Here is an 18,122-nt window from a genome sequence, read left to right as displayed (position 1 = left end):
AATGATTCCCCCTCTTCAGCGATCCAGCGCCGAACCGTGGCGCACGCCCTCGTCGTGGTGGCCCCGCATCGACGCGGCCACGGCGCACCTCGAAACGCCGCTCGCCGCGGTCAGCCTCGAGGCGTTCGCCCACAACGCCTTCGACATGACCGACCGAGCCGCCGGCAAGACGATCCGCGTCGCATCCAAGTCGGTGCGCATCCGGTCTCTCGTCGACGCCGTTCTCGCCCTCGACGGCTACGCGGGCATCCTCGCCTATACGCTGCCCGAGGCGCTCTGGCTGGCCGAGACTGTCGATGACGTCGTGGTGGGCTACCCGAGCGTCGATGTCACGGCGATTCGTGAACTGGCCTCGAGCCCGGAACTGGCCGCTCGAGTCACGCTGATGATCGACAGCCTCGACCACCTCGACTTCATCGACGAGGTCGCTCCTCCCGGCACACGCGAGAACCTGCGGCTCTGCCTCGAGATCGACATGTCGTACGTCACGAAGGCTCTCGGCCATGTCGGTGTCTGGCGATCGCCTGTGCGGGAGGTCGCACAGGCACGGCGCATCGCCGAGGCAGTGGCCAGGCGTCGCGGCTTCACGCTCGTGGGCATCATGGGCTACGAGGCCCAGATCGCCGGCGTCGGAAACCGGCCGAAAGGCAATCCCGCGCGAGCGGTCGTGCTCGACTGGATGCAGAAGCAATCGGTGGCCGAGCTCACCGACAGGCGGGGCGCCATCGTCGACGCTGTTGAACGCATAGCTTCGCTCGAGTTCGTGAACGGCGGCGGCACCGGCTCTCTCGAGAGCACATCGGCGGATGCATCGGTAACAGAGATCGCCGCGGGCTCAGGTCTCCTGGGCGGTCACCTCTTCGACACATACTCGCGGTTCCGACCGGCGCCGGCGGCGGCCTTCGCCCTGTCTGTCGTGCGCAAGCCGACGCCTGGTATGGCGACGTTTCTCGGCGGCGGCTGGATCGCATCCGGCCCCCCGCAGAAAGACCGCACGCCGGAGATCGTCTGGCCCGAGGGTCTCGAGTTGCAGGCCCGGGAGATGGCCGGAGAGGTGCAGTCTCCTGTCTCGGGTGCGCTCGCGGCCGATCTGCGCATCGGCGACCGGGCGTGGCTGCGGCATACGAAGTCGGGGGAACTCGCCGAACACGTCGCCGAGGTGGCGATCGTCTCGGGCGACGAGGTGGTCGCCATGGTTCCGAGCTACCGGGGCGAAGGGAAGTCCTTCCTGTGACCGCGAGCGGTGCCGTCTGGCGAAACTGGGGGCGAACCGAGGCGGTTCGCCCGCAGCGCGTCGAACGTCCGACGAGCGCGGGCGCTGTGCAGCGCGCGGTCATCGCTGCGGCGCGCTCGGGCCTGAGCATCAAAGCGGTGGGAGCGGGCCACAGCTTCACCGGCATCGCGGTGGCTCCCGGTGTGCAGCTCGATCTCACGGCGCTGACCGGCCTGATCGGGGTCGACGCCGACCGCAAGCGGGTGACGCTCGCGGCCGGCACCCGCCTGTTCGACATTCCGGCTCTCATCGAACCGCTCGGCCTCGCCATGCCGAATCTCGGCGACATCGACCGGCAGAGCATCAGCGGCGCGATTTCGACTGGCACGCACGGAACGGGCGCCGAATTCACCGGCATCGCGGGGCAGGTGCGGGGAGCCGTCATCGTCACGGGTGACGGCAGCCTGCTGCGTATCTCCGACACCGAGAACGCCGAGTTGCTGCCCGCAGTCGCCCTGGGGCTCGGCGCCCTCGGCATCCTCGTCGAGGTCACCCTGCAATGCGTCGACTGCTTTGCTCTGCACGCCCGCGAGCGTCCGATTCCGCTGGACGGTCTGCTCGACGCCGATCCGGGTTCTGAGGGCTCGCTCGCCGACAGGGTGCGATCGAGCGACCACTTCGAGTTCTACTGGTTTCCACACACACGCACGGCGGTCTCCAAGGCGAATACTCGGCTGCCGGCGTCGTCACGATTGCAACCTCTGAAGCCCATGGCGCACTGGCTCGAAGATGTGGCTCTGACCAACGGCGTCTACCGGGCGACCTGCGCGGCAGCCGTGGCCGTGCCCACCATCATTCCGCGTGTCAACGGAATGGCAGAACGTCTGATGGGCAACCGCGAGTTCACCGACCGCTCGCATCGGGTCTTCGCCACGAGGCGCACCGTGCGCTTCCGTGAGATGGAATATGCGATCCCCGCAGAGGCGGTACCCGATGCGCTTCGCGATGTCATGAAGCTCATCGACGACCGTGGCTGGCGCATCTCGTTTCCGATCGAGGTTCGCTTCGCCCGAGGCGACGATCTGTGGATGTCGACGGCGCACGGCAGAGACAGCGGCTATATCGCCGTGCATCGCTACTACCGCGAAGACCCTACCGAGTACTTCGAGGCGGTCGAGCGGATCATGCTCGGCTACGAAGGGCGCCCGCACTGGGGCAAGATGCATACGAGGCAGTCAGACGATCTGCGCGCGATGTACCCGCGCTTCGATGACTTCCTCGCTGTGCGTGATCGACTCGATCCCCAGCGTGTCTTCGCGAACCCCTATCTGAATCGAGTACTCGGAGAATGACGAGCAGGGCAACCCGCTTCCCCAGCGCCGAGACACTCGCCGCCCAACTGCCCACAGACTTCGCGCTGGGCGTCGCGACGAGTGCATTCCAGATCGAGGGCGCCACTCGGGAGGGTGGGCGCGGAGCGTCGACCTGGGACGTCTTTACGCACCAGCCCGGCCGCATACGCGGCGGGGCGACCGCGGATGTCGCGGCCGATCACATCCATCGGCTGGGCGACGACCTCGACCTGGTGCGCGACCTGGGGGCGGATGCCTACCGCTTCTCGATCTCGTGGCCCCGGGTGCAGCCGGGCGGCTCGGGTCGCCTGAACGAACGAGGCATCGCCTTCTACGACCAGCTCCTCGACAGGCTGCTCGCCGATGGGATCAGCCCGATGGCGACCCTGTTCCACTGGGACACACCACTCGAACTGCCCGGCGGCTGGCGCTCGCGCGACACGGCGCGACGGCTGGGCGAGCTCGCCTTTCTGCTGGGCGAGCGCTTCGGAGACCGCGTCGATCGCTGGGTCACGGTCAACGAGCCGGCCACGGTGATGCTCAACGGATACGCCCTGGGAATCCACGCGCCGGGGGAGACGCTGCTGTTCGACGCGCTCCCTGTCGCCCATAACCTTCTGCTCGGTCATGCCTACGCGCTGGAGGGGCTTCGAGGAGCGGACGTCAGAGGCGGCGTCGGCATCACGAACGTTCACACACCCACAACACCGGCCACCTCGTCTGACGAGGACACCGCCTTCGCCTGGCTGTTCGACGTGCTGCACAATCGCATCTTCGCCGACCCAGTGCTGCTGGGGCATTACCCCGAGCCGCTCGACGACTTCGCCTCGGTGCTGAAGCCCCTGATCGAGGTCGATTCGCGCGATCTGGCCCTCATCTCTCAGCCCATCGACTTCTATGGACTCAACTACTACTTCCCCACACGCATTGCCGCGGGAGCAGGCCGAGCCGTGTCTCCCGACGGAGATTCGGAGGCGATGGCGTCGCTGCCCTTCCATCTCGCACCCTGGCCCGAGTTCGCGACCACGGGCTTCGGATGGCCCGTGGCGCCGGAGTTTCTCGAGACGACTCTCGCCGAGCTGGCCCAGAGATACGGCGCTGCGCTCCCTCCCGTCTTCATCACCGAAGGGGGAGCGAGCTTTCCTGAGTCGCTCGTGCTCGATGAGCGCAGCGGCGAGCGGGTCGTCGCAGACCCGAGGCGCATCGACTACCTGGCCCGCCATCTGGAGGCGGCCCTCACAGCGACCGCGCCTGGAGGTGTCGCGGAATCGGTCGATCTGCGGGGCTACTTCGTCTGGACTCTGCTCGACAACTTCGAGTGGGCCGCGGGGTACAGTCAACGGTTCGGGCTCGTGCATGTCGACTTCGCCACACAGGAGCGTACGCCGAAGGATTCGTTCCGCTGGATGCAGGCGCTCGCGGGGGACCGCAGACGCTAGACGCCTAGGATGGCGGGCATGGCGCCCCGCATTCGAACACCCCGGTCGCTTCGCGATCGCGCCGGAGTGTGGATTGGCGACTACGCCTATGCGCTGCAGGCGGAACGCAGGAGCGCGCGGTCGCGGCCCGATCCCGTTCCCCTTGAAGAAGGCACGGAGCGTCCGGTTCTTCTGATCCCCGGAGTCTACGAGAAATGGGAGTATCTGCTTCCTGTGGCGCAGGCGCTGAACGAGCACGGGCACCCGTGCTTCATCGTTCCCCAGTTGCAGCGCAACAGCATCCCGATTCCCGAGGCCGCGCGGCTGGCCGGCGCCGTGCTGCGTGAGCGCAACCTCGCCGACGTGGTGATCGTGGCCCACAGCAAGGGTGGATTGATCGGCAAGCATGTGCTCGCGTTCGACGATCCGGATGGGCGGGTCGCCGGCGTCGTGGCGATCGCATCGCCCTTCCAGGGCTCGACCCTCTCGAGGCTGCCGCTCACGAAACCTCTGCGGGAGTTCGCTCCCGGGCAGGGCAGCATCGCCGTGCTCGCGGCCGAGAAAGTGATCAACGAGCGCATCGTCTCGATCTACCCCTACTACGACACCCACATCCCGAGCGGCAGCGAACTCGCCGGCGCGACCAACATCGCGCTGCCGCTGAGCGGCCACTTCCGGGTGCTCGCCGAGCCTCTGGTGATCGCTGAGGCGCTGCGCGCGGTGTCGGCCTTCCCGCCCGTGCAGCCGTGATCTCTGGGAGCTTGCTCCACAGAGAACGAGGTCTGCTGAGCGCTGGCTTATAGTAAACGCTATGGAATGGCTTATCCCGGTAATCGTCGTCGTTGTCCTCGCAGCCATCATCGGCATCTACCTGTGGGCCACGTACAACTCTCTCGTGACGCTGAAGGTGCGCGTCGACGAGGCATGGAGTGACATCACGGTGCAGCTGAAGCGCCGCGCCGACCTGATCCCCAACCTCATCGAGAGTGTGAAGGGATACGCGGCGCACGAGAAGGGCGTCTTCGAGGCGGTCACCGCCGCGCGTGCAGAAACCCTGCAGGCGCAGGGGCCGGTCGACGCGTCGGTTGCCGAGAACCACATGCAGACCGCTCTGAAAAGCATTTTCGCCGTGGCCGAGGCCTACCCCCAGCTGCAGGCCAGCCAGAACTTCTTGCAATTGCAGGCCGAGCTCGTCGACACCGAAGACAAGGTGCAGGCGTCGCGCCGCTTCTACAACGGCGGGGTACGCGAGCTCAACACGAAGATCCGCGTGTTCCCCAACAACATCTTTGCCAAGAGACTCGGTTTCACTGAGCGCGACTTCTTCGAGGTGGCCGACCTCGCGGCCATCGCAGAGCCGCCGCGCGTGCAGTTCTAGCCCCGGGGCGAGGGCTGAATGTATCGGGCGATAGCCAAGAACAAACGCAATACCGTCTTCATCATCATCATCTTTTTGGGGATCATCGGCGGTCTGGGATATCTGGCCAGCGTGATCTACACCAACACGACGATCGTGATCGTCACCGTGGTCGTCGCCATCGCCTACGCGGTCTTCCAGTACTTCTTCGCCAGCGGGCAGGCGATCATGTCGAGCGGCGCGGTGCAGATCGAGAAGGCCGACAATCCGAGGCTGTGGCGCATCGTCGAGAACCTGTCGATCACCACGGGCACACCCATGCCGGCCGTCTACATCGTGAACGATCCTGCGCCGAACGCCTTCGCCACCGGACGTGATCCGCAGCATGCCAGCGTCGCCGCCACCACAGGCCTGCTCGACATCATGACCGATGCCGAGCTCGAGGGCGTCATGGCCCACGAGCTCGGGCACGTGCGCAACTACGACATCAGGGTCTCGATGATCGTCTTCGGACTCGTCGTGGCCGTGGGTTTCATCGCCGACATGTTCCTGCGCTTCGCCTTCTTCGGCGGAGGCCGCAGCAACAACAACAGCAATGGCGGAGGCGGCGGAAATCCGGTCGTGCTTATTCTTGGCCTCGTCGCCATGCTCATCGCACCGCTCGTGGCCGGGCTCGTGCAGGCGGCGGTGTCGCGCCAGCGCGAGTACCTCGCCGACGCCACGGGCGCCTTGACGACGCGGCATCCGGACGCGCTGGCCAGCGCCCTCGAGAAGCTCGCGGCCTATGGGCGACCCATGCAGAGGCAGTCATCGTCGATGTCGCACATGTGGATCGCCGACCCCCTGAAGCCGGGTATGCTCACCCGCCTCTTCAGCACGCACCCGCCTATCGTCGACCGCGTCGCGCGACTGGAGAAGATCGGCGGCGAGTTCTAACTCGCGACCTCTGAGGCGAGTGCCGCGGCCAGATTGCCATTCGCCGATACCTCGATGGAGTCGAGGCCCTGCCACTGCATTGTCTGCCGAAGCACGGGCGCCAGTCGGGCGGCCGTCTCGTCGGGCGCACTCTCCTCTGCCCAGGCGGCCCGCACTCTAAGCACACCGGCCTGGCGATCGTTCTTGAGGTCGACCCTGCCCACGACTTGGTCGTCGACGAGCACCGGAAGCACGTAGTAGCCGAACACCCGCTTCGGCTTGGGCGTGTAGATCTCGATTCGGTAGTGAAAGTCGAAGAGACGAAGTGCTCGGGATCGCGCCCAGACGACGGGGTCGAAGGGCGAGAGAATGGCGGTGGCGTTCATGCGCCGGGGGAGTCGCGCGTCGCGGTGCAGCCAGGCCGACTTCGCCCATCCGTCGATGGTGACGGGCAGAAGTTCGCCCGCCTCTTCGAGCTGACGGATGGCGGGAACGGCGTCGACAGCTTTCAGACGGAAGTAGTCGGCGATGTCGTCGGCCGTGCCCACCCCGTGTGCACGAGCAGAGATGGACACGAGACGACGCATGGCCTCGTCGCGAGGAACGTGCAGCTCGCGAACGGAGGAGGGAAGCACCTGCTCGGGCAGGGCATACACACGCTCGAAGCGGGTGCGCCCCGCGCTCACCACGTCGCCCCAGCGGAACAGAGTCTCGAGCCCGCGCTTGACGTCTGACCACCCCCACCACGATCCGCTGCGGGTATTCGATTCGTGCTCGATCTCGCTCGCACGCATCGGGCCCTTGGCGGCCAGCTCGGCGAGCAGCCATTCGGTCATAGGCCTGTTCGCGGTGAACCACGAGTCGGAGTCGGCCTCGGCGCGCTCGCGATACTGCTGCTGCCGCCAGCGCAGAAGCGGCAGAGTGTCGACGGGAATGAACGACGCCTCATGCGCCCAGTACTCGGTGATGCGGGGTGAGTAGGTGACGCGGTCGAGCTGCGCCTTGTCGTAGCTGCCGAGCCGGGCGAAGACGGGAAGGTAGTGGCTGCGCTCGAAGACGTTGACCGAATCGATCTGCAGTAGACCGAGTCTGTCTATCAGCGCACCGAATTGCCTCACGCCGGGAACGACGTCTGTCGGAGGGCGCCCGAAGCCCTGCGCGGCCAGTGCTACGCGACGGGCGAGAGCGGGAGACAGGGATTGAGCCATGTTCTCGAGCGTACCCACGCACCTCCGACATCGAGACACGCGCCGTTCACCTGGGCGATACCGGGCTGTCGCGTCCAGGTCGTACGGCCCCCGTAGCGTCGGCACGTCGGAACCACAGCCCCGTCCGGCGCCCGCCCGATTCACCTGGAGGACTCTTGCTTTCCACCCGCACAGCCATCGCCGGCATCGCCGCAGCGATCGCGCTCACCCTCACGCTCAGCTCCTGCGCGAGCACGTCGTCGACCGACGCTTCAGCAGACGGCGGAGTCGACGCGGCCACCGCTACCAGCGTCTCGGCATTCGGCGACCTCGCGGGACTGGAGAAGGCCGCGAAGGCGGAGGGCGCCCTCAACGTGATCGCGCTTCCGCGCGACTGGGCAAACTATGGCGCAGTGCTCGACGCGTTCACCGCGAAGTACCCCGAGATCACGATCACCGAGGCGTCGCCCGACGCGTCGAGCGCCGAGGAGATTCAGGCGGCCGACAACCTCAAGGGACAAGACACCGCCCCCGATGTCTTCGACGTGGGCGCCGCTGTCGCGCTGGCCAACACGAAGAAGTTCGCCCCGTACCAGGTTGCCACCTGGGCCGACATTCCGGATGCGCTCAAGGAGCAGTCGGGCCTCTGGGTCGGCGACTACGGCGGATACATGGCGATCGGCTACGACCCCGACGCCGTTCCGGCACCGAAGAGCCTCGACGATCTGCTCGGCGACGCCTACAAGGGCAAGGTCGCGATCAACGGCGACCCGACGCAGGCCGGGGCAGCCTTCGCCGCCGTTGGCATGGCATCCGTTCAGAGCGGCGGCTCCACCGCCGACTTTCAGCCGGGGATCGACTTCTTCTCCAAGCTGAACAAGGCCGGCAACTTCGTGAAGATCGATCCGACCCCCGCCACGATCGCCTCGGGTGAGACGCCCGTCGTCTTCGACTGGGACTACCTGAACGTCGGCTACGGCAAGAAGCTCGATGGACAGCGCAAGTGGGAGGTCGTCGTTCTTCCGGGTGACGGCTACGCCGGCTACTACAACCAGGCGATCAGCGCCGACGCTCCGCACCCTGCCGCCGCCCGCCTGTGGCAGGAGTTCCTCTACAGCGATGAAGCCCAGAACCTCTGGCTCGCCGGCGGCGCACGCCCGGTTCGCGCCGACGCGATGGAATCGGCCGGAACGATCGACAAGAAGCTGTTCGACGCCCTGCCGGAGGCTCCGGACAAGACCGTCGTGCCCTCCGCCAAGGAGTCCGAGGCTGCCGCTGCGCTGCTCGGCAGCAACTGGGCCGCGGCCGTCCAGTAATGAATGGGAGTACGTCGCGACGGGCGGCCTTCACCGTGCCGAGTTTTTTCGGCCTCGTTCCCTTCGCGGCGTACATTCTTCTCTTCCTCGGCCTGCCGACCGCGATTGCGCTCTTCACCGGATTCCTCGACGGCACGGGATCGTTCTCACTGACCAACATCGAGGCGCTTGCCGACCCCGTGATTCTCAGCACCTTCGGCAACTCGATCGGGCTCTCGGCCCTCACCGCGGTCATCGGATCGGTCGTCGGGGCGGCCTGCTGCTACGCGTTGATCGGCACGAACCCCACCGGTCTTCTGCGCTCCGTCGTCGACTCCGCGAGCGGCGTGCTAGCCCAATTCGGCGGCGTGATGCTGGCGTTCGCGTTCGTCGCGACCATCGGCATCCAGGGTATGGTCACCGTCTATCTGCGCGATTCGCTCGGTATCAACATCTTCGCCAACGGTGTGTGGCTCTATGAGCTGCCGGGGCTCGTCCTTCCCTACATCTACTTTCAGGTTCCGCTGATGATCATCACATTCCTGCCTGCCCTCGAGGGCCTCAAGCCGCAATGGGCCGAGGCCAACGCCAGCCTCGGCGGGTCTCGGGCGACGTATTGGTGGCGCATCGGCATCCCCGTGCTCACCCCCTCGTTTCTCGGCTGCCTGCTGCTGCTGTTCGCCAACGCGTTCTCGTCGTTCGCGACGGCGGCCGCGCTCACCAGCCAGGGCTCGCAGATCGTTCCCCTGCAGATCCGCTCTGCACTCACGAGCGAGACCGTGCTGGGCCGCGAGAACCTTGCAGGCGCACTCGCCCTCGGAATGATCGTGGTGATGGTCGTCGTGATGACGCTCTACTCGCTGCTCATGAAGCGTTCAGCGAAGTGGCAGCGATGATCGAACCCAGGCCGCTCACACGCTGGCTGATCCTCGGCACAGTGGGGCTGGTATTTCTCGTGCCCATCGTGGCCATGGGGGAGTTCACTCTGCGCCGCGGCCTCGAGGGCGGCTACGACTTCAGCCGGTGGATCGCCGTTTTCTCCGGGGGGCTGACGGGGGAGTACAAGGGCGTGCTGACCGCGCTGGGCAACTCCGTGGTGCTGGCTACCGTCACTGTCGCGGTGATGCTCGTCATTCTCGTGCCGACGATGATCCTCGTGCAGCTTCGCTTCCCGTATCTGCGCCGGGCCATGGAGTTCCTCTGCCTCCTGCCGATCACCATCCCGGCCATCGTGCTCGTCGTGGGGCTCGCCCCCGTGTACTCGGTCGTGGCGAAGATGTTCGGCAGCGGGGTGTGGACCCTATCATTCGCCTACGGAGTCATCGTTCTTCCCTACGCGTACCGCGCCATCCAGGCCAACCTCGCTGCGATCGACGTGATCACCCTCAGCGAGGCCGCGCGTTCCCTCGGGGCCGGATGGCTGACCGTGCTCGTGCGGGTGCTGCTGCCCAACCTGCGCCACGGCATCCTCTCGGCGTCATTCATCTCGGTGGCCGTCGTGCTCGGTGAGTACACCATCGCGGCGCTTCTCAACCGGGTGAACCTGCAGACCGCGCTCGTCATCGTGTCGAAGTCCGACCCCTTCGTCGCGGTGATCTTCGCACTCCTGGCCCTGATCTTCGCGTTCCTCCTGCTGCTCGCGATCGGCCGGATCGGCGCGCCCCGTATTAAACGATCCCTGACCGGAGCATCCTCATGAGTATCGCCACCCGATCCGCCTCAGCAACGGTCGAGTTCCGTTCCGTCGTCAAGGAATTTCCAGGACACCGTGCCCTCGACGGCGTCGATCTCACACTTCGGCCCGGCGAGTTCGTGGCGCTCCTCGGCCCGAGCGGCTGCGGCAAGACCACCGCCCTGCGCGTACTCGCCGGTCTTGAGGACGCGACGAGCGGCAGCATCACCATCGACGGCGCCGACGTCTCGGGCCTGCCTGCCAACAAGCGTGACATCGGCATGGTGTTCCAGTCGTACTCGTTGTTCCCGCATCTCACGGTGCGCTCGAACGTCGAATTCGGGCTCCGGATGCGCAAAGTTCCGAAAGACGAGCGGCGCACGCGTGCGCTGGCCGCCCTCGACATGGTCGGCCTCGGCGTGCACGCCGAGCGCTACGCGCATCAGCTCTCCGGTGGGCAACAGCAGCGGGTGGCTCTCGCCAGGGCGCTCGTCACCGAGCCCCGCGTTCTGCTGCTCGACGAGCCGCTATCGGCGCTCGACGCCCGCGTTCGGGTGCAGCTTCGCGACGAGATCCGGCGCATCCAGATCGATCTCGGAATCACCACGCTGTTCGTGACGCACGACCAGGAGGAGGCCCTCGCGGTGGCCGACCGCGTCGCCGTTATGCGGGCGGGAACCATCGAGCAGATCGGTGCTCCCGAGGAGCTGTATACGCGGGCGAGAACGTCGTTCGTGGCCGAGTTCGTCGGACTCAGCAACCGGCTCGACGGAGTGATCGAGACGCCCGGATTCGTCACGGTGGAGGGCGTCTCTCTGCCACTCATCGACGAGGCAGCGCCTCTCGGGAACGTCTCCGCGTATGTGCGGCCGGAAGACGTGGTCTTCTCGTCGGAAGGCATCTCCGCCGAGGTGGTTTCGAGCAGTTTCCTCGGCAGCTTCCGTCGCACAACGGTTCGCCTGGCATCTGGTGCGCTCGTGCGCATTCAGCATGGAGCGACGGCCCCAGCGGCCGTCGGCGACCGGCTCTTCCTCTCGCTCACGGGGGCGCCTGTGGCGGTGAAGGCTGTCGACGCGTCATAACGAATTCTCCTCAGGTCTGCGCGCCTAGAATGAGGACATGTCTGAGCCTGACGTGAATGCCGCAGCGGTGCCTCCGGGACTTCGCATAGCGGGGGCGTGGTCGTGGCGCTTGCTGGCCATCGCCGGTGCTCTCGGGGTGTTCTTCTTCCTCGTGTCGTACCTCAGGCTTCTCGTCATTCCCCTTCTGGTCGCGACGCTGTTATCGGCCCTCCTGGTTCCGCTGAAGAACTGGCTCGTCAGGCACAAGTGGCCGAAGTGGCTCGCCATCGCGGTGGCCGAGCTCGGCACCCTGATCATCGTCGCGGCGCTCATCTATCTGGTCGTGGCTCAGGTACGGGCTGGATTCGGCGATCTGCGCGACCAGACGATAGCCAGCGCGCACGACCTGCGCGACTGGCTCACCCAGCCGCCGTTCAACGTGTCTGACAGCGATCTCTCCGCCTACCTCAACCAGGCGCTGTCGTTCTTGCAGGCCGACTCGTCGGCCCTTCTCTCCGGAGCGGTATCGGTCGGTTCGACGGTCACAGAGCTGTTCGCCGGCGTGCTGCTGACCCTGTTCTCGACCCTCTTCATCCTGATCGACGGCAAGGGCATCTGGGCGTGGATCGTGCGGATCTTCCCGCGCCGAGCCCGCACGGCTCTCGATGGGGCAGGCAAGGCCGGATGGCTGACGCTGCAGAACTTCATCAAGGTGCAGATCCTCGTCGCGACGATCGACGCCATCGGCATCGGGGCCGGGGCGGCGATCCTTCAACTGCCACTCGCCATCCCTATCGCCGTGCTGGTCTTCCTCGGATCGTTCATTCCGGTGATCGGTGCCGTCGCGACCGGAGCGCTCGCCGTGTTCATCGCCCTCGTCTACAACGGCTGGGTCGTAGCCCTCATCATGCTCGGCATCGTTCTACTTGTTCAGCAGGTCGAAGGCCACGTTCTACAGCCTCTCGTCATGGGAACGGCCGTGAAGGTGCATCCGCTGGCCGTTGTGCTCGCCGTGGCGGGCGGATCGGTTGTAGCCGGTATTCCCGGCGCCCTGTTCGCTGTTCCCATCGTCGCCGTGCTCAACGTCATGATCGGCTACATCGCCCGGGGCGACTGGCGACAACTCCCTCTCCCGACATCGAAAGACACCGTTCTCGAATGACTGATTCTCTGACGCAGCCCGTGCTCACCGCGGTCCCATCGCTCGAAGACATGATGGATGCCCGCGAGCGGGTCTCGCGCATCGTCGACCCCACTCCCATGGAGACGTCGCGCTTTCTCAGTACCGAGCTGGGCGCTCCCGTCTTTCTGAAGTGCGAAAACCTCCAACGCACCGGCTCTTACAAGATTCGTGGCGCCTACAACAGGCTCTCGCGGCTGACGGACGAGGAGCAAGCCCGCGGAGTCGTTGCAGCGTCCGCAGGCAATCACGCCCAAGGCGTCGCCTTCGCGGCGCGTGAACTCGGCATCGCGGCCACTATCTTTATGCCCCTCGGCGTTCCGCTGCCGAAGCTGCAGGCCACCAAGCAGTACGGGGCCGACGTCGTGCTCCGCGGACACAGCGTCGAGGAGGCGCTGCGGGCTGCGGCCGAGTTCTCCGAGAAGACGGGCGCGGTCTTCATTCCGCCCTTCGATCACCCCGACGTCGTTCTCGGCCAGTCGACTCTGGGTCTCGAGATCCTCGATCAAGTTCCCGACCTCGAGACCGTGATCGTGCCGATCGGCGGCGGCGGACTGATCTCGGGCGTGGCCTCGGCTCTCAAGCGCCGAGCTGAGCTGGAGGGACGCACCATCCGGGTTATCGGCGTGCAGGCGGCGAACGCGGCCGCGTACCCGCCGTCACTGGCTGCGGGTGAACCCACTCAGATCGTCACGTCGCCCACGATGGCCGACGGCATCACCGTGGCCAAGCCCGGCATCCTCAATTTTGCGATCGTCAAGGAACTCGTCGATGAGGTGGTCACCGTCTCCGAGGCCGATATGGCCAAGGGGCTCCTGGTGCTTCTCGAGCGTGCCAAACAGGTCGTCGAGCCCGCCGGCGCCGTCGGTGTTGCTGCGATCCTGTCTGGACAGATCGTCGCGACGGGTCCGACGGTTGTCATCCTCTCGGGCGGTAATATCGACCCGCTTCTGATGCTGAAGCTCATCAACTACGGTCTCGCCGCATCCGACCGATACCTCAAGATGCGCATCATGCTTCCCGACCGCCCTGGTCAGCTGGCGCGCATCTCCGAACTGCTCGCGGAGGCGAATGCCAACGTGCTCGAGGTTCTGCACACCCGCCACGGCAAAGGGCTGCAGATCAGCGAGGTCGAACTCGAACTGAGCGTGGAGACGCGCGGGCCGGAGCATCGCCAGCAGGTGCTGGACATGCTGCACGATGCGGGCTTCGACCCGCGCATCAGCGACGACTGATCAGGCGCGGTAGGTCTCGACCTTGACGATCTCGACGTCGATGTTGCGACCGGTCGGGCCGACGAACGAGGTCTTGTCTCCGACCTTGAGCCCGATGATGGCCTGACCCAGCGGGCTCGATTCGCTCCACACGTCGAGGTCGTTGTCGCCCGCGATCTCACGGTTGCCGAGAAGGAAGACCGTCTCGTCTCCTGCGACGAGTGCCGTGATCACGGTGCCGCCCTCGACGACGCCGTGGCTCTCGGGGATCTCGCCGACCTCGGCGGTGCGCAGCAGCAGGGTCAGCTGGCGAATGCGAGCCTCCATCTTGCCCTGCTCTTCTTTCGCGGCGTGGTACCCGCCGTTCTCCTTGAGATCGCCCTCTTCGCGAGCCATCTCGATCTTCTTCGCGATGTCGGTGCGGCCGAACCCACTGAGCTCCTCGAGCTCATTCGTGAGGCGGTCGTAGGCCTCCTGGGTCAGCCACGTGACCTGGGCTGCTTCGTCTGCCATGGGAACTCCCTCGTACAAATATGGCCCGGGAAAGCTCCCGGGCATCGAAGAAGAGCCTAGGTGAGCCAGCAGCGGTAAATCAAACCTGTTACCGACTGCTCTGTGGTGCGAACGGTCTCTGTGATGCCCCGCGTCGCCTCGTCTGAGGCGGGGATGTCGATGACCTTCCAGCCCACGATGGCGAACTTCGCGTTCTGCGCCTGCAGTGCGCAGCTCGAGGTGGATCCCTTGGGAACGGTGAGCAGAAAATCGATCGAGACCGTGTGCTCGTCGATGACCGTGTGGCCCGTGTCCTTCGCCTCGAGCTCGGCGCCGGAGTTGTCGAGGCCGGCCCAGACGACCCAGCCCACGAGGACGACGGCGAAGACGGCCGCGGTGATGAGCGCGATCACGCGCGTACGTCGACTGTTGGCGCGCGTTCGCCCGTAGCGGATGGCAAGGTCTTCACGCGTCACGGAATGGGTGCCTCTCGAAGCAGCGATTAGTCTTAGGTGTTGGCTTAGATGTCTAGGCTAATCGGCAATGCTGAGGAGAAGAGACCGATGACGCTGCGCCTGATGGCCGTGCACGCGCACCCCGACGACGAATCGAGCAAAGGCGCCGCAACCTACGCCTACTACCTCGACCGCGGAGTCGAGGTCATGGTGGTGAGTTGCACCGGGGGAGAGCGTGGCAGCATCCTCAATGAGTCGCTGGCGGAACACCGTCACGCAGAGCGTGACATGGCGGGTCTTCGGCGCTACGAGATGGCAGCGGCCCAGAAGGTCGTGGGCTTCGAGCACCGCTGGCTGGGTTACGCCGACTCCGGCCTGCCCGACGAGGGCGAACCGCTTCCCACGAACGCCTTCGCGGCGATTCCGGTCGAGATCTCGGCCGAACCGCTTGTGCGCCTCATCCGCGAGTTCAAGCCGCAGGTACTTCTGACCTACGACGAGAACGGCGGCTACCCCCACCCCGACCACATTCGCACCCACGAGATCTCGGTGCGTGCTCTCGAGGCGGCATCCGATGCCACGGCATACCCCGACGCGGGTGAGCCGTGGAGCGTCTCCAAGCTCTACTACGACCGTATCTTCAGCTATCAGCGCATGAAGGCGGTCTATGACGAGATCGTGGCGACCGACCCCGAGAGTCCGCTCATCACATCCATGACAGAGATGCGCTCGTGGATGAAGGAGAGCCCGTTCCTCGCGACGACGCAGGTGCCGGCCGGTGCCTTCTTCGACGTGCGTGACAACGCTCTTCGGGCGCACGCCAGTCAGGTGTCGCCCGACAGCCAGTTCTTCTTCTGGCCCAATGAACTTCAACGCAAGGCATGGCCTTTCGAGGACTATCAGCTGATCTCGTCGAAGGTCGAGACGACCATGCCCGAGGCCGACCTGTTCGCCGGAATCGAGGACGACGATGTACAGCTTTGACCTGATCGCCACGGTGCTGACCACCGGTCTGTTGCGTGCAGACGATCAGCCGCAGTTCGATCCAGACACGGTGACTCCCGGATTCGTCGGTTTCATCGCCACGTTCGGAGTAGCCGCGGTCGTGATCCTGCTTGTGATCGACATGGTGCGCCGGGTGCGCCGCGTCAACTACCGAGAGCAGGTTCGGCAGCAGCTCGAGCAAGAGGCCAGGGACGCCGACGGCCCGGCGGGCGGCATCTAGGAGGAGATGGCGTCCCACAGGCGTTCTATGTCGCCGGCCATGTCTACCGAGCGGTCGAGCGCCCACTGAATCTGGATGCCGTCGGCGACGGCGATGAGGATGCGGGCGACGTGTTCCGGGTCGAGGTCCGCCCGAGCCATCCCGGCTGACTGCCGGTCTCGGATGACTTCGGCGAGCGTCAGGCGGAGGAACGCGAAGCGTTCGATGAAAAATGCGTGCGCGGGGTGTGAGGGGTCTTCGGCGGCCGCCGCGAGTGTGATGTAGAGCTGCACGAGCCCAGGCACGTCACGGTTGTGGCGCATGATCACGAGGAGCCCGTCGAGGAAGTCGCCGTCGGCTGGGTGCGCCTCCGCGTCCACCTGGTCGCGCTTCTGCAGGATTGCGGTGAGCAAGTGCTCCTTCGAATCGAAGTAGTGCATCAGCCCGGGAAGACTCACCCCCACTTGCTTCGCGATGTCTCGCAGAGAGGTACCGCGATAGCCCTCCCGTGAGAACACATCGAGTGCCGCCGCGAGGATCTCCTCTCGCCGAACGACGCCCTTCGCGTATGCCCCCCGCTCAGCCATATGTCGATGCTAGGCCACAACGTCACGCACGAAGTTGACTCTTGCGGGCCGACGGGGCGAGCCGCATACTGGATGCCGTACAGTGAACGGTTTTCAATTTCGGACCGCGAGTCTTGTACGTCCGCACTCAACGACGAGAGGAACCGGCACGTGACGACATCAAGTGGATCCGCGGCAGGAATGCCGTCCGGAATGACGACGGCGACAGCCGCCATCCGAGGCGATCAGGCCTTCCCCGCACCGACCGAACCCGCGAAACCGGGCTATATCGCGTGGCTGCTCGTGGCGCAGCTGGTCTTCTTCATCGCGCTTCTCGGGCCCGCGATCGTGGGAATCGGCCTCAAGATCCAGTCGCTCGTGGATGCCGGGGTGATCGCCGAGAACGGGGCCAACGGCGCGGTCGCCGTGCTTGGCGGCTTCGGTGCGCTCTTCGCGACCATCGCGAACGTCGTCTTCGGGCGCCTCTCCGACCGCACAACGAGTCGCTTGGGCCGCCGTCGGATCTGGATTGTCACGGGCACCGTGATCATGACCGTTGCCTTCCTGATCATGGCTGTCGCGCCGAACCTGCTCTACGCCACCATCGGATGGTCGCTCGCGCAGCTCGGCGCGAACATGGCCCTCGCGCCGTTCATCGCGACGATCGCGGATCAGGTGCCGAAGTTCCAGCGGGGCAAAATCACGGCAGCGCTCGGCATCGCTCAGAACGTCGGCGTCCTGGGCGGAACCTACGTCGCGCAAGCCTTCGTCGGCCAGTTGGTCATCATGTTCGTGGCGCCAGCCGTCGTGGCGATCATCGTTATGGTCATCTTTGTGGTTGTGCTGCCGGACCGTCGCCTGCCCGTCGCCCCGCCGCGGGCCACCCTCCGCAACTGGGCCGAGACGTTCTGGGTGAGTCCGCGCAAGAATCCCGACTTCGCGCTCGCCTGGTGGTCACGGTTCCTGATCACCTTCGCGGCCTTCGGATTCACGACCTTCCGCTTCTTCTACCTCCTCAACCACATCGGGGTGCCGGAGGGCGACGTCCTCGGCGTCATCTCGACGAGCGTGCTTATATATACGATCGCGCTCGTGGCCGCGAGCTACTTCGCCGGATGGCTCTCCGACCGTCTGGGGTGCCGAAAGGTGTTCGTGTGGAGCTCGACCGCCCTGTTCGCGATCGGCACGTTCGCGCTGATCTTCGTGCAAGACGTGAGTGGCTTCTATGTGCTCGAGGCGCTGCTGGGCCTCGCCTTCGGCATCTACGTGGGTGTCGACCTCGCCCTCGTCGTGGATGTGCTGCCCAACCCCGAGAACTCGGGCAAAGACCTCGGGGTGTTCAACATCGCCAACGCCCTCCCTCAGACGCTCGCGCCCCTCGTCGGCGGAATCCTTGTCTACGTCAGTGATCCGACCGGTAATAACTACGCGCTCTGGTTCTCGGTCTGCGCGATAGCTGCGATCGTTGGAGCACTCGTCATTTTCCCCATCAAGAAGGTCAGATAGACCGTGGCCTTGCAATACAACGATCGAAAGGTGAA

19 protein-coding genes are annotated in these 18,122 nt (G+C 65.5%); 15 read left to right on the top strand and 4 right to left on the bottom strand.

Annotated features, from left to right (window positions below; translation table 11 throughout):
* The first annotated feature begins 1 nt into the window (after position 1).
* From TZ00_RS02600 to TZ00_RS02575, 6 genes are all read left to right on the top strand, one after another.
* Positions 2 to 1,234 carry an alanine racemase gene (locus tag TZ00_RS02600; protein WP_044438994.1) on the top strand — a complete coding sequence of 411 codons (1,233 nt, stop codon included), beginning with the start codon at positions 2 to 4 and terminating at the stop codon, positions 1,232 to 1,234.
* A complete protein-coding gene (locus tag TZ00_RS02595) occupies positions 1,231 to 2,565 on the top strand; it encodes a D-arabinono-1,4-lactone oxidase (RefSeq protein WP_044438993.1) in 1,335 nt (444 codons plus the stop codon). The genes TZ00_RS02600 and TZ00_RS02595 overlap by 4 nt, the downstream gene beginning before the upstream one ends.
* The gene (locus TZ00_RS02590; protein ID WP_044438992.1) at positions 2,562 to 4,004 is read left to right on the top strand and encodes a glycoside hydrolase family 1 protein; all 1,443 of its coding nucleotides are present in this window, start codon (positions 2,562 to 2,564) and stop codon (positions 4,002 to 4,004) included. Before TZ00_RS02595 ends, TZ00_RS02590 begins: the two co-directional genes overlap by 4 nt.
* An 18-nt stretch (positions 4,005 to 4,022) precedes the next feature.
* Entirely contained in the window at positions 4,023 to 4,733 is a 711-nt protein-coding gene (locus tag TZ00_RS02585; protein ID WP_044438991.1) for an esterase/lipase family protein, read from the top strand.
* A gap of 61 nt (positions 4,734 to 4,794) precedes the next feature.
* Positions 4,795 to 5,361 (top strand): LemA family protein, encoded by a 567-nt coding sequence (locus tag TZ00_RS02580; RefSeq protein ID WP_044438990.1) that lies wholly within the window; start codon positions 4,795 to 4,797, stop codon positions 5,359 to 5,361.
* A gap of 18 nt (positions 5,362 to 5,379) precedes the next feature.
* Entirely contained in the window at positions 5,380 to 6,276 is an 897-nt protein-coding gene (locus TZ00_RS02575; RefSeq protein WP_044438989.1) for a M48 family metallopeptidase, read from the top strand.
* On the opposite strand, the gene TZ00_RS02570 is transcribed toward TZ00_RS02575, so the two are convergent.
* The gene (locus TZ00_RS02570) at positions 6,273 to 7,463 is read right to left on the bottom strand and encodes a winged helix-turn-helix domain-containing protein (protein WP_044439348.1); all 1,191 of its coding nucleotides are present in this window, start codon (positions 7,461 to 7,463) and stop codon (positions 6,273 to 6,275) included. The two genes, TZ00_RS02575 and TZ00_RS02570, sit on opposite strands and share 4 nt — an antisense overlap.
* A 155-nt stretch (positions 7,464 to 7,618) precedes the next feature.
* Between TZ00_RS02570 and TZ00_RS02565 the strand changes: the two genes are divergently transcribed.
* Genes TZ00_RS02565 through ilvA form a run of 6 tightly spaced genes read left to right on the top strand, consistent with a single transcriptional unit; the run spans position 7,619 to position 13,885 of the window.
* Positions 7,619 to 8,758 carry an ABC transporter substrate-binding protein gene (locus TZ00_RS02565; RefSeq protein ID WP_044438988.1) on the top strand — a complete coding sequence of 380 codons (1,140 nt, stop codon included), beginning with the start codon at positions 7,619 to 7,621 and terminating at the stop codon, positions 8,756 to 8,758.
* Positions 8,758 to 9,633 carry an ABC transporter permease gene (locus TZ00_RS02560; RefSeq protein ID WP_044438987.1) on the top strand — a complete coding sequence of 292 codons (876 nt, stop codon included), beginning with the start codon at positions 8,758 to 8,760 and terminating at the stop codon, positions 9,631 to 9,633. Before TZ00_RS02565 ends, TZ00_RS02560 begins: the two co-directional genes overlap by 1 nt.
* Complete coding sequence (locus TZ00_RS02555; RefSeq protein ID WP_044439347.1) at positions 9,630 to 10,436, top strand: ABC transporter permease; 807 nt, start codon at positions 9,630 to 9,632, stop codon at positions 10,434 to 10,436. Before TZ00_RS02560 ends, TZ00_RS02555 begins: the two co-directional genes overlap by 4 nt.
* Entirely contained in the window at positions 10,433 to 11,491 is a 1,059-nt protein-coding gene (locus TZ00_RS02550; RefSeq protein WP_044438986.1) for an ABC transporter ATP-binding protein, read from the top strand. The genes TZ00_RS02555 and TZ00_RS02550 overlap by 4 nt, the downstream gene beginning before the upstream one ends.
* A gap of 37 nt (positions 11,492 to 11,528) precedes the next feature.
* Positions 11,529 to 12,632 (top strand): AI-2E family transporter, encoded by a 1,104-nt coding sequence (locus TZ00_RS02545; protein WP_044438985.1) that lies wholly within the window; start codon positions 11,529 to 11,531, stop codon positions 12,630 to 12,632.
* The gene (gene ilvA / locus TZ00_RS02540; protein ID WP_044438984.1) at positions 12,629 to 13,885 is read left to right on the top strand and encodes a threonine ammonia-lyase; all 1,257 of its coding nucleotides are present in this window, start codon (positions 12,629 to 12,631) and stop codon (positions 13,883 to 13,885) included. Before TZ00_RS02545 ends, ilvA begins: the two co-directional genes overlap by 4 nt.
* Here the strand turns inward: ilvA and greA are convergent, their stop codons facing one another.
* Together greA and TZ00_RS02530 are read right to left on the bottom strand one after the other, a co-directional pair.
* Positions 13,886 to 14,377 carry a transcription elongation factor GreA gene (gene greA, locus TZ00_RS02535; protein ID WP_044438983.1) on the bottom strand — a complete coding sequence of 164 codons (492 nt, stop codon included), beginning with the start codon at positions 14,375 to 14,377 and terminating at the stop codon, positions 13,886 to 13,888. It lies immediately after the preceding gene.
* Between the two features lie 56 nt (positions 14,378 to 14,433).
* Positions 14,434 to 14,832, bottom strand: a complete 399-nt coding sequence (locus TZ00_RS02530; RefSeq protein WP_052521212.1) for a DUF4307 domain-containing protein — start codon at positions 14,830 to 14,832, stop codon at positions 14,434 to 14,436.
* A gap of 87 nt (positions 14,833 to 14,919) precedes the next feature.
* On the opposite strand from TZ00_RS02530, the gene mca reads away from it, so the two are divergent.
* Together mca and TZ00_RS02520 are read left to right on the top strand one after the other, a co-directional pair.
* Positions 14,920 to 15,795, top strand: a complete 876-nt coding sequence (gene mca / locus TZ00_RS02525) for a mycothiol conjugate amidase Mca (protein ID WP_174436056.1) — start codon at positions 14,920 to 14,922, stop codon at positions 15,793 to 15,795.
* Positions 15,782 to 16,036 (top strand): hypothetical protein, encoded by a 255-nt coding sequence (locus tag TZ00_RS02520; RefSeq protein WP_078714928.1) that lies wholly within the window; start codon positions 15,782 to 15,784, stop codon positions 16,034 to 16,036. The genes mca and TZ00_RS02520 overlap by 14 nt, the downstream gene beginning before the upstream one ends.
* On the opposite strand, the gene TZ00_RS02515 is transcribed toward TZ00_RS02520, so the two are convergent.
* Positions 16,033 to 16,602, bottom strand: a complete 570-nt coding sequence (locus TZ00_RS02515) for a TetR/AcrR family transcriptional regulator (protein ID WP_044438980.1) — start codon at positions 16,600 to 16,602, stop codon at positions 16,033 to 16,035. The genes TZ00_RS02520 and TZ00_RS02515 overlap by 4 nt on opposite strands.
* A gap of 150 nt (positions 16,603 to 16,752) precedes the next feature.
* On the opposite strand from TZ00_RS02515, the gene TZ00_RS02510 reads away from it, so the two are divergent.
* Positions 16,753 to 18,087 (top strand): MFS transporter, encoded by a 1,335-nt coding sequence (locus TZ00_RS02510; RefSeq protein WP_084605859.1) that lies wholly within the window; start codon positions 16,753 to 16,755, stop codon positions 18,085 to 18,087.
* Positions 18,088 to 18,122 lie beyond the last annotated feature (35 nt).

The sequence above is a fragment of the Agreia bicolorata genome (genome assembly GCF_000938265.1).
Taxonomy (GTDB): Bacteria; Actinomycetota; Actinomycetes; order Actinomycetales; family Microbacteriaceae; genus Agreia; species Agreia bicolorata.
The sequence above is the reverse complement of the archived record's forward strand: the minus strand, read 5'-3'. Positions and strand labels throughout refer to the sequence as shown.